The organism is Enterobacter cloacae complex sp. 2022EL-00788 (assembly GCF_026627565.1).
GTDB lineage: Bacteria > Pseudomonadota > Gammaproteobacteria > Enterobacterales > Enterobacteriaceae > Enterobacter > Enterobacter pasteurii.
On the sequence record NZ_JAPNMC010000025.1, the window covers coordinates 24,410 to 35,285 of the forward strand.

Consider the following 10,876-nt stretch of genomic DNA (forward strand, 5'->3'; position numbering starts at 1 on the left):
GTGTGTAATTTTATATTTACGATTTTGCGCATTGTTTTTCGCAATTATTTGCTTTGTGTAAAGTAAAGTGTACGTATTTTGGATTGAAATCTTTACTTGTTATGGTATCGTTGTTCCACCTCATTGAGGACATCCACTATCGCAAACGAGTTTTACAGGATCGCAATCATGCAAAAAGACGCGCTGAACAACGTACATATTACTGACGAACAGGTTTTAATTACTCCGGAGCAGCTGAAGGCAGAATTCCCGCTGAGCGTTGCGCAGGAGGCGCAGATTGAGCACTCGCGCCAGACCATCTCTGACATCATCGCGGGTCGCGATCCGCGCCTGCTGGTGGTATGCGGCCCTTGCTCGATTCACGATCCTGAAACCGCCATTGAGTACGCACGTCGATTTAAAGCATTAGCGGAGGAGGTCAGCGATAGCCTCTATCTGGTGATGCGCGTCTATTTTGAAAAGCCACGCACCACGGTTGGCTGGAAAGGGCTGATTAACGATCCGCACATGGATGGCTCGTTTGACGTGGAGGCAGGGCTGAAGATTGCGCGTCGCCTGCTGGTGGAGCTGGTGAGCATGGGGCTGCCGCTGGCAACCGAAGCGCTGGATCCGAACAGCCCGCAGTACCTCGGCGACCTGTTCAGCTGGTCTGCGATTGGTGCACGTACAACCGAATCACAAACCCACCGCGAGATGGCCTCTGGCCTGTCTATGCCGGTTGGTTTTAAAAACGGCACCGACGGTAGCCTCGCTACGGCGATTAACGCCATGCGTGCGGCCGCCATGCCGCACCGTTTTGTCGGTATTAACCAGGCGGGCCAGGTTTGCCTGCTGCAAACCCAGGGTAACCCGGACGGACATGTGATCCTGCGCGGCGGTAAAGCGCCAAACTACAGCCCGGCGGATGTTGCGCAGTGTGAAAAAGAGATGGAACAGGCGGGACTGCGCCCGGCGCTGATGGTAGATTGCAGTCATGGCAATTCCAATAAAGATTACCGTCGCCAGCCTGCGGTTGCAGAATCTGTGATTGCACAGATTAAAGATGGCAACCGTTCAATTATCGGTTTGATGATTGAGAGTAACATTCATGAAGGTAATCAGTCATCGGAACAGCCGCGCAGCGCGATGAAGCCCGGCGTCTCCGTAACGGATGCCTGCATCAGCTGGGAAACCACCGATGCGCTGCTGCGTGAGATCCACAAAGATTTGAACGGCCAGCTGGCGACGCGTCTGGCTTAAGAGGGTAGTTATGGTTGCTGAATTGACCGCATTACGCGATCAAATAGATGAAGTGGATAAGGCACTGCTGGATCTTCTGGCACGCCGCATGGCGCTGGTGGCTGAGGTCGGCGAGGTTAAAAGCAAATACGGCCTGCCGATTTACGTCCCGGAGCGCGAGGCCTCCATGCTCGCTTCCCGTCGCAAAGAGGCGCAGGCGCTGGGCGTTTCTCCGGATTTGATTGAGGATGTCCTGCGTCGCGTCATGCGCGAGTCCTATTCCAGCGAAAACGATAAGGGCTTCAAAACCCTTTGTCCTTCGCTGCGCCCGGTGGTTATCGTCGGCGGCGGCGGTCAGATGGGCCGTCTGTTTGAAAAGATGCTGACCCTTTCTGGCTACCAGGTACGCATTCTTGAAAAAGAGGACTGGCCGCAGGCGCCGGAACTGATGAAAGATGCGGGAATGGTTATCGTCAGCGTGCCGATCCACGTCACGGAACAGATCATCGGTAAACTTCCTCCACTGCCGGAGGACTGTATCCTGGTGGATCTGGCTTCCGTTAAAAATGGTCCGCTACAGGCAATGCTGGCGGCGCATACCGGCCCGGTGCTTGGGTTACACCCGATGTTTGGCCCGGACAGCGGCAGCCTGGCGAAGCAGGTGGTGGTTTACTGTGACGGACGGCAGCCGGAAGCCTATCAGTGGTTCCTGGAACAAATTCAGGTCTGGGGCGCTCGCTTGCACCGCATTAGCGCAGTAGAGCACGACCAGAACATGGCCTTCATTCAGGCGCTGCGCCACTTTGCGACCTTTGCCTATGGGCTGCATCTGGCGGAAGAAAATGTTCAGCTTGAACAACTGCTGGCACTTTCCTCGCCAATCTACCGCCTGGAGCTGGCGATGGTCGGGCGTCTGTTTGCGCAGGATCCGCAGCTTTATGCCGACATTATCATGTCGTCTGAAAATAATCTGGCGCTGATCAAACGCTACTATCAGCGCTTTGGCGAAGCCATCACCTTGCTGGAGCACGGCGACAAGCAGGCCTTTATCGACAGCTTCCGTAAGGTGGAGCACTGGTTCGGCGATTACGCCACGCGTTTCCAGAGTGAAAGCCGCACGCTGTTGCGCCAGGCAAATGACAGTCGCCAGTAATCCGATGATGTATATACTGAAAGCCAGCATCGCTGGCTTTTTTCATTTTGGGGAACTGTCATGGCCGAACCGCAGCTGCTGTTGAACTACACCGGGCATCTGCCCGAATGCCCGACGTGGAGCGCAGAAGAGAAGGCGCTTTACTGGGCGGATATTCTGGAAGGGGAGATCCATCGCTATCATCTGCCTACCGCAGAGCATACGGTGCTCTCATTCCATGAAGAAGTGGGGTGTTTTGCCCTGCGTGAGCGCGGCGGCTTTATCGTCGCGATGCGTAACGCTATCTGGCTGGCCGATAAACACGGCCTGCTCCAGCGTAAGGTATGTGATAACCCGTCTAACCCTCAGCTTGCGCGGTTTAACGACGGCGGAACCGATCGGCAGGGGCGCTTTTACGCGGGCACATTCTGGGGACCGGGAGATTATAACGGCGCCATGCTGATGCGTATCGACAACGATCTGACGCCGAAGGTGATCCAGTGCGACATTCACGGGCATAACGGCTTAGCGTTTAGCCCGGACGAGCAGTGGATGTTTACCTCAGACACGCCAAACGGTGTGATCTACCGTACGCCGCTGGATGAGTCTGGCGAACCCGGTAAGCGCGAAGCGTTTCGCCGGTTTAGCGAGGGGGAGGGCATACCCGACGGTGCGGCAATGGATGTGGAAGGATGCTACTGGAGCGCGCTGTTTGACGGCTGGCGGATAGCGCGATTTTCACCGCAGGGAGAACAGCTGGAAGAGTACCGGCTGCCGGTACGCTGCCCGACGATGGTCTGCTTTGGCGGGGACGATATGAAAACGCTGTTTATCACCACCACGCGGGAAAATATGGAGGCGGAGGAGCTGGCGAAATATCCCCTTTCCGGCGCCATCTTCACCCTGCCGGTTAATGTGGCAGGGATGAAGAAAAGCCGCTTTATCGAACGTTAAGCCGGGTCAACCGGGACCACGTTTTCGCTCGGATAGCAGCCCAGCACTTTCATCGAACGGGTGATCTCGCCCAGTTCGCGCAGGGCTTTCTGCATGGATGCAGATTCCAGATTTGCCTGCACGTCGAGATAAAACATCTCTTCCCACGGATTGCCATGAATAGGGCGCGATTCCAGCTTCGTCATGATCAGGTTGTGGTTGCGCAGTACCAGCAGCGCTTCTACCAGCGCCCCTGCCTGCTGGCCGGTCGCCATCAGCAGGGTAGTTTTAGCCGGAACCTGATCTGACACGTTGATGGCCTTGCGGGCCAGAACAATGAAACGGGTGATGTTCTGAGTCTGGTTTGCCAGATTACGCTCCAGCACCTGCAGCCCATACAGCGCGCCGCCCGCTTCGCTACCGAGTGCAGCGACGGCAGGGGAGTTTGCCTGCGCTACTTTTTCCATCGCCGCCGAGGTACTTTCGGTGTACTCAATTTTCCAGCTCGGATAGCGGTTCAGGAACTGGCTGCACTGCTGGAACGGCTGCGGATGGCTGTAAACCGTTTCGATCTGATGCAAATCGGTTGAGCCGGAAACCAGCACGCAGTGGTCGATAGGGATAGTCAACTCGCCTACCAGCGACAGGCTGGTATGCTGAAGCAGATCGTAAACATCGTTGATGGCGCCGGAACTGGTGTTCTCAATGGGCACCACGGCGTAATCGGCCTGGCCGGTTTCGACCTGATTGAAAATATCGGCAAATTTCGCGCAGCCGCTCTCAATAAACTCCTCGAAATGGCGGGCCGCGTACTGGCGCGCCGCCAGGTGCGAATAGGAGCCTTTCGGGCCGAGAAAGGCAATACGAGCAGAGTGCGGGTTGGTTTTGTTCAGATGCTGCTGGAGCAGGGCCTGCTGAGTCAGAACGGAATCTTCGATGATGAGCTGGAACAGGCGAGTAATGTAGTGAGCATCCAGATGATGTGCTTTACCGAGCTGAATCAACCGTTCCAGTAAATCGCGCTCGCGATCGATATCGCGCACCGGCCGATGGGAGTCCAGCTTGGCTTTACCCACTTCAATGGCCAGCGAACGGCGTTCAGCCAGCAGGGCCAGTAATTTTTCGTCAAGCGCGCTGATTTTTACGCGTAAATCCAGTAGCGGGTTTTCCGGTGTCATAGTGTTGCCTGTCTCATTTTATCGTTATCAAAAAAAAGGCCTCCCGGTGGGGGAGGCCTTGTTATTCGTCTTCGCATTCTTTATCACACGACGAAACGCCTCCCGGTCAGGGGAAGGTAAAAAAGAATGCGAAGAAAAACGGCGTCTGTTTCATGGGGTCATCCTGAAATTGATATCGTTAAAGTACCTGTACTGTTTTAACCCTGTCAATAAAAAACGCGCCCGGAGGCGCGTTGTCGGTACACTCAATTTAAAGGATTACTCTTCTTCAACTTCTTCCGCGAAGCTGGCGTCTTTCACCGATGTTGTGGCGCGACGGGCTTCACCTTTGTGTTGCACTTTATTGAGCTGCCGTTCCAGCTTGTTGATCAAATCGTTAATTGCGGTGTACATATCCTCGTGTTTTGCGCTGGCGACCAGATGGCCGTTTGGAGTATTGATAGTTGCATCAGCGACGAAACCCTGTGGCTCCTTGGACAGGATGATATGTGGATTAATCAAATGTGTTTGCCATTTATCCAGTTTGGCGAGACGGTCTGCGACGTGCTGGCGGATTGCCGGAGTAATTTCCATTTGTTTACTGGTAATGTTCATTGTCATAAATTTTACCTCTTGTCTTTCCGTCTTGGTGATTCCAGCATACCCGACCTAATGTCAAAATGTGTGATTTAGATCACGTTATTTTGTCGGTTTTTGTCAGGGAATCTTTTTTGTGAGGCAGGGCAGGAAGAGGCGAGATTTACCTTGTCGAACCCAGAATTTACGGTCATAGTTGACAGGATGTGTTGAGGCTAAACCGCTTCAGCTGAGGTCTGGAATGTATACAAAAACGGCAGCCATCGGGCTGCCGTTTTGCTTTGAAGCGGGATCAAGTGTTGCTGCTGTTCGCGGCGATGATTTTCGCAACTTTGTCAGCCTGAGCGGTCATCTGCATTTCACGATAGGCGTTTTCCATCAGCTTCAGGCCATCACGCGTTGCCTGCGTATCCGGATAATCACGCAGCATGCCTTCCACACGGTTAACCACGGCAACCCATGCGCCACGGCGGGTGTAGTATTCCGCTACGGAGTATTCATATTTCGCTAGGCGATTTTTCAGGAACACCAGACGCTTGGTGGCATCGGTAATGTACTGGCTGTTCGGATAGCTACGGACCAGCTTTGAGAAGTCATTGAAAGCATCACGCGCGTGCTGCGGGTCACGGTCAGAACGATCCACCCCGAAGAAGCCCTGCAGTGCGCTGTCATCCAGCGCCATGTTGGTCAGGCCGCGCATGTACATCACATAATCGATGTTAGGATGGGTAGGGTTCAGACGCATGAAACGATCGATAGTAGCCTGAGCCAAAGGCAGATCGGCATTTTTGTAGTAGGCATAGATAAGATCTAACTGTACCTGCTGCGAATACGGACCAAATGGATAGCGATTATCCAACGCTTCCAGTTGCGTTATCGCCTGTTTCCAGTTACCGTCCTGCAACTTTTGTTGTGCAGTCGCATAGATTTCATTCGGCGGATTGTCAGGGACCTGTTCATTCGAACCGGAGCAGCCCACCAAAGCCAGGCTCAACGTGGCCGCTGCCACCAGATATTTCATGCGCGTCATGACGTTTTGACTTTCCTCAAATGTTTGTCCGGGAGAAACTCAGTTCCTGCTCCCGATTAAGACCAGCTACAATAGCACACTATATTAAACGGCAAAGCCGTAAAACCCAACGTTAAACGAAGAAGCAGTTTATGGCACAACGAGTAGAACTCACCGCAACAGTCTCCGAAAATCAGCTCGGTCAACGCTTAGATCAGGCTTTGGCCGAATTGTTCCCTGATTATTCGCGTTCACGCATAAAAGAATGGATCCTTGACCAGCGTGTGCTGGTAAACGGCAAGATCTGGGACAAACCAAAAGAGAAAGTGTTTGGTGGGGAAGCTGTCGCCATCAATGCTGAAATCGAAGAGGAAGTCCGCTTCGAGCCGCAGGATATCCCCCTGAACATCGTCTATGAAGATGACGACATTCTGGTCATCAACAAGCCGCGTGACTTTGTTGTTCACCCGGGAGCGGGTAATCCTGATGGTACGGTACTGAACGCACTCCTCCATTATTATCCGCCAATTGCGGACGTACCGCGCGCCGGTATTGTTCACCGTCTGGATAAAGACACCACCGGCCTGATGGTGGTGGCGAAAACGGTCCCGGCTCAGACTCGCCTGGTAGAATCTTTGCAGCTGCGCGAAATTACCCGCGAGTATGAAGCGGTGGCGATTGGTCATATGACCGCTGGCGGCACGGTTGAAGAGCCAATCAGCCGTCACCCTACCAAACGTACTCATATGTCCGTGCATCCGATGGGTAAACCTGCCGTCACGCATTACCGCATCATGGAGCATTTCCGCATTCATACGCGCCTGCGTCTGCGTCTGGAAACCGGACGTACTCACCAGATCCGCGTACATATGGCGCACATTACCCATCCGCTGGTGGGTGACCCGGTGTACGGCGGTCGTCCGCGTCCGCCAAAGGGGGCGTCGGATGAATTTATCTCCGTGCTGCGCAAATTCGATCGCCAGGCCCTGCATGCAACTATGCTGCGTCTTTACCACCCAATTACCGGTATTCAGATGGAATGGCATGCGCCGATCCCGCAGGATATGGTGGAACTTATCGACGCGATGCGCGCGGATTTCGAAGAACATAAGGATCACGTGGACTGGTTATGACCAAGCTGATTGTCCCGGAGTGGCCGCTGCCTGAGGGTGTGGCTGCCTGTAGTTCAACCCGCATCGGTGGCGTGAGCCAGGGCGCATGGGCGTCTCTAAACCTTGGCGCACACTGTGGCGATAACCCGGAGCACGTTGAAGAGAACCGTAAGCGCCTCTTTGCTGCCGGAAATCTGCCTTCAAAACCTGTCTGGCTTGAGCAGGTGCATGGTAAAGCGGTACTGACGCTGTCCGGGGAACCGTATGCGTCTAAACGTGCCGATGCTTCATACAGTAATATTCCGGGAACGGTTTGCGCGGTAATGACCGCCGATTGCCTGCCCGTGTTGTTTTGCAACCAGGCGGGCACGGAAGTGGCTGCGGCGCACGCCGGCTGGCGTGGCCTGTGCGAAGGCGTGCTGGAAGAGACCGTCGCCTGCTTCCAGGACAATCCCGCTAACATCATTGCCTGGCTTGGCCCGGCGATTGGACCTCGCGCGTTTGAGGTGGGGCCAGAGGTGCGCGAAGCCTTTATGGAAAAAGATGCTCAGGCGGCTAATGCGTTTGTGGCTTCCGGCGATAAATATCTGGCCGATATTTATCAGCTTGCCCGCCAACGGTTAAATAATGTCGGCGTAACGCAGATTTTTGGCGGCGATCGCTGTACCTTCACCGAAAACGATGATTTCTTCTCCTATCGCCGCGACAAGACCACGGGTCGTATGGCAAGTTTCATTTGGCTGATATAACCTATAGAATCAAGACGATCCGGCACGCGCTGTTTTCTTTTCACATAATTCAGGTCATTAACCTTGAATAATTGAGGGATGACCTCATTTAATCTCCAGTAGCAAATTTGACCTGTTATGGGAGGAGTTATGCGTCTGGATCGTCTTACTAATAAATTCCAGCTTGCTCTCGCCGATGCCCAGTCCCTCGCACTGGGGCACGACAACCAATTTATCGAACCTCTTCATTTAATGAGCGCCTTGCTGAATCAGGAAGGGGGATCGGTACGTCCTTTATTAACGTCCGCTGGCATTAATGCCGGCCAGTTACGCACCGCCATCGATCAGGCGCTGAGTCGTTTACCGCAGGTGGAAGGTACCGGCGGCGACGTGCAGCCGTCACAGGATCTGGTGCGCGTGCTGAACCTTTGCGACAAGCTGGCGCAAAAGCGTGGGGACAACTTTATTTCGTCAGAGCTGTTTGTTCTGGCGGCGCTTGAATCACGCGGTACCTTGACCGACCTGCTGAAATCTGCCGGCGCTACCACCGCCAACGTGACTCAGGCGATTGAGAAAATGCGTGGAGGTGAAAGCGTGAACGATCAGGGAGCCGAAGACCAACGTCAGGCTTTGAAGAAATTTACGGTCGATCTGACCGAACGTGCCGAGCAGGGCAAGCTTGACCCGGTGATCGGCCGTGACGAAGAAATTCGCCGTACTATTCAGGTATTGCAGCGTCGTACCAAAAATAACCCGGTGCTGATTGGTGAGCCCGGCGTTGGTAAAACCGCCATCGTTGAAGGGCTGGCGCAGCGTATCGTTAATGGTGAAGTACCGGAAGGGCTGAAGGGCCGCCGCGTGCTGGCACTGGATATGGGCGCGCTGGTGGCCGGGGCGAAGTATCGCGGCGAGTTCGAAGAGCGTCTGAAAGGCGTGCTGAACGATCTGGCAAAACAGGAAGGCAACGTTATCCTGTTTATCGACGAACTGCATACCATGGTCGGGGCCGGTAAAGCTGACGGCGCAATGGATGCCGGGAACATGCTGAAGCCTGCGCTGGCGCGTGGTGAACTTCACTGCGTCGGTGCCACCACGCTGGACGAGTATCGTCAGTATATTGAAAAAGATGCCGCGCTGGAGCGTCGTTTCCAGAAGGTGTTTGTTGCTGAGCCAAGCGTTGAAGATACCATCGCGATCCTGCGTGGTCTGAAAGAGCGTTATGAACTGCACCACCATGTGCAGATCACTGACCCGGCCATCGTTGCGGCGGCGACGCTTTCGCATCGTTATATCGCTGACCGCCAGCTGCCGGATAAAGCAATCGACCTTATTGATGAAGCCGCGTCCAGCATCCGTATGCAGATTGACTCGAAACCGGAAGAGCTGGACCGACTCGATCGCCGCATCATTCAGCTCAAGCTGGAACAGCAGGCGCTGAACAAAGAGTCTGATGAAGCGAGTAAGAAACGCCTGGATATGCTCAACGAAGAGCTGGAAGAGAAAGAGCGCCAGTATTCTGAGTTAGAAGAAGAGTGGAAAGCCGAGAAAGCGTCGCTTTCTGGCACCCAGACGATCAAGGCGGAGCTGGAACAGGCGAAAATTGCCATTGAGCAGGCGCGCCGCGTAGGTGATTTGGCGCGGATGTCCGAGTTGCAGTACGGCAAAATTCCTGAACTGGAAAAACAGCTTGAGATTGCCACGCAGTCGGAAGGCAAAACCATGCGTCTGCTGCGTAATAAAGTGACGGATGCTGAGATTGCCGAAGTGCTCGCACGCTGGACCGGTATCCCCGTTGCCCGCATGATGGAAAGCGAACGTGAGAAACTGCTGCGCATGGAGCAGGATCTGCACCAGCGCGTGATTGGTCAGAACGAGGCCGTTGAGGCGGTTTCCAACGCCATTCGTCGTAGTCGCGCGGGGCTGTCCGATCCAAACCGCCCAATCGGTTCGTTCCTGTTCCTGGGGCCAACCGGTGTCGGTAAAACCGAGCTGTGTAAAGCGCTGGCTAACTTTATGTTCGACAGCGATGACGCGATGGTGCGTATCGATATGTCCGAGTTTATGGAAAAACACTCCGTCTCGCGTCTGGTTGGCGCACCTCCGGGATATGTCGGCTATGAAGAGGGCGGTTACCTGACGGAAGCGGTGCGTCGTCGTCCTTATTCCGTCATCCTGCTGGATGAGGTGGAGAAGGCGCATCCTGACGTGTTCAACATCCTGTTGCAGGTACTGGATGATGGCCGTCTGACGGACGGGCAAGGCAGAACGGTCGACTTCCGTAATACGGTGGTGATCATGACTTCGAACCTGGGTTCCGATTTGATTCAGGAACGCTTCGGCGAGCTGGATTACAGCCATATGAAGGATCTGGTACTGGGGGTAGTCAGCCAAAACTTCCGTCCGGAGTTCATTAACCGTATTGATGAAGTCGTGGTGTTCCATCCGCTGGGTGAGAAACACATTGCGTCGATTGCACAGATTCAGCTGCAGCGTCTGTATAAACGTCTTGAAGAGCGTGGTTATGAAATCCACATCTCCGATGATGCGCTGAAGCTGCTGAGCGCGAATGGTTACGATCCTGTTTATGGCGCGCGTCCATTAAAACGTGCAATCCAGCAGCAGATCGAAAACCCGCTGGCGCAGCAAATCCTTTCCGGGGAGCTGGTTCCGGGCAAAGTTATCCGACTGGAAGCCAACGACGATCGAATTGTGGCAGTGCAGTAAGTCACAAAACGCAAAAACGAGCCGCTTGCGGCTCGTTTTTGTTTAAAAACCAGGCGAGAATTGAGGTCTGGGATGCGATTTGCCTGGAAAGTGAGCAGTTAGTAAATAATTTTCACTTTATCCTTGCAGCTTCGGAATTACTCCCTATAATGCGCCTCCACTGACACGGAACAACGGCACGCAAGCCGCCGGGTCAGCAGAGAAAAGCGAAATAATCGCTTGACTCTGAAGCGGGAAAGCGTAATATGCACACCCCGCGCCGCAGC

General features: G+C 54.2%; 10 protein-coding genes and 1 other annotated feature. Of the genes, 6 read left to right on the forward strand and 4 right to left on the reverse strand.

Going from position 1 to position 10,876, the window contains the following annotated elements:
• Positions 1-168 precede the first annotated feature (168 nt).
• Genes aroF through OWK27_RS23815 form a run of 3 tightly spaced genes read left to right on the forward strand, consistent with a single transcriptional unit; the run spans position 169 to position 3,304 of the window.
• Positions 169-1,239, forward strand: a complete 1,071-nt coding sequence (aroF, locus tag OWK27_RS23805) for a 3-deoxy-7-phosphoheptulonate synthase AroF (RefSeq protein ID WP_058646204.1) — start codon at positions 169-171, stop codon at positions 1,237-1,239.
• A gap of 10 nt (positions 1,240-1,249) precedes the next feature.
• A complete protein-coding gene (gene tyrA, locus OWK27_RS23810) occupies positions 1,250-2,371 on the forward strand; it encodes a bifunctional chorismate mutase/prephenate dehydrogenase (protein ID WP_267591339.1) in 1,122 nt (373 codons plus the stop codon).
• Between the two features lie 60 nt (positions 2,372-2,431).
• The gene (locus OWK27_RS23815) at positions 2,432-3,304 is read left to right on the forward strand and encodes an SMP-30/gluconolactonase/LRE family protein (RefSeq protein WP_267591340.1); all 873 of its coding nucleotides are present in this window, start codon (positions 2,432-2,434) and stop codon (positions 3,302-3,304) included.
• On the opposite strand, the gene pheA is transcribed toward OWK27_RS23815, so the two are convergent.
• From pheA to bamD, 4 genes are all read right to left on the reverse strand, one after another.
• Positions 3,301-4,461 (reverse strand): bifunctional chorismate mutase/prephenate dehydratase, encoded by a 1,161-nt coding sequence (gene pheA, locus OWK27_RS23820; protein WP_267591341.1) that lies wholly within the window; start codon positions 4,459-4,461, stop codon positions 3,301-3,303. The genes OWK27_RS23815 and pheA overlap by 4 nt on opposite strands.
• A gap of 29 nt (positions 4,462-4,490) precedes the next feature.
• Positions 4,491-4,616: a sequence feature (Phe leader region), on the reverse strand.
• Positions 4,568-4,615 (reverse strand): pheA operon leader peptide PheL, encoded by a 48-nt coding sequence (pheL, locus tag OWK27_RS23825; protein ID WP_100229775.1) that lies wholly within the window; start codon positions 4,613-4,615, stop codon positions 4,568-4,570. (Overlaps the previous feature by 48 nt.)
• 103 nt (positions 4,617-4,719) lie before the next feature.
• Positions 4,720-5,061 carry a ribosome-associated translation inhibitor RaiA gene (raiA, locus tag OWK27_RS23830; protein WP_006811628.1) on the reverse strand — a complete coding sequence of 114 codons (342 nt, stop codon included), beginning with the start codon at positions 5,059-5,061 and terminating at the stop codon, positions 4,720-4,722.
• Positions 5,062-5,329: 268 nt separating this feature from the next.
• Positions 5,330-6,067 (reverse strand): outer membrane protein assembly factor BamD, encoded by a 738-nt coding sequence (gene bamD / locus OWK27_RS23835; RefSeq protein ID WP_148421513.1) that lies wholly within the window; start codon positions 6,065-6,067, stop codon positions 5,330-5,332.
• 131 nt (positions 6,068-6,198) lie between these two features.
• Here bamD and rluD point away from each other — a divergent pair, with 131 nt between their 5' ends.
• From rluD to clpB, 3 genes are all read left to right on the forward strand, one after another.
• A complete protein-coding gene (rluD, locus tag OWK27_RS23840) occupies positions 6,199-7,179 on the forward strand; it encodes a 23S rRNA pseudouridine(1911/1915/1917) synthase RluD (protein WP_148421515.1) in 981 nt (326 codons plus the stop codon).
• Positions 7,176-7,907, forward strand: coding sequence for a purine nucleoside phosphorylase YfiH (yfiH, locus tag OWK27_RS23845; RefSeq protein ID WP_148421517.1), 732 nt, complete (start codon positions 7,176-7,178; stop codon positions 7,905-7,907). The genes rluD and yfiH overlap by 4 nt, the downstream gene beginning before the upstream one ends.
• Before the next feature lie 129 nt (positions 7,908-8,036).
• Positions 8,037-10,610: an ATP-dependent chaperone ClpB gene (clpB, locus tag OWK27_RS23850; RefSeq protein WP_193356633.1), complete on the forward strand. Its 2,574-nt coding sequence runs from the start codon at positions 8,037-8,039 to the stop codon at positions 10,608-10,610.
• Positions 10,611-10,876 lie beyond the last annotated feature (266 nt).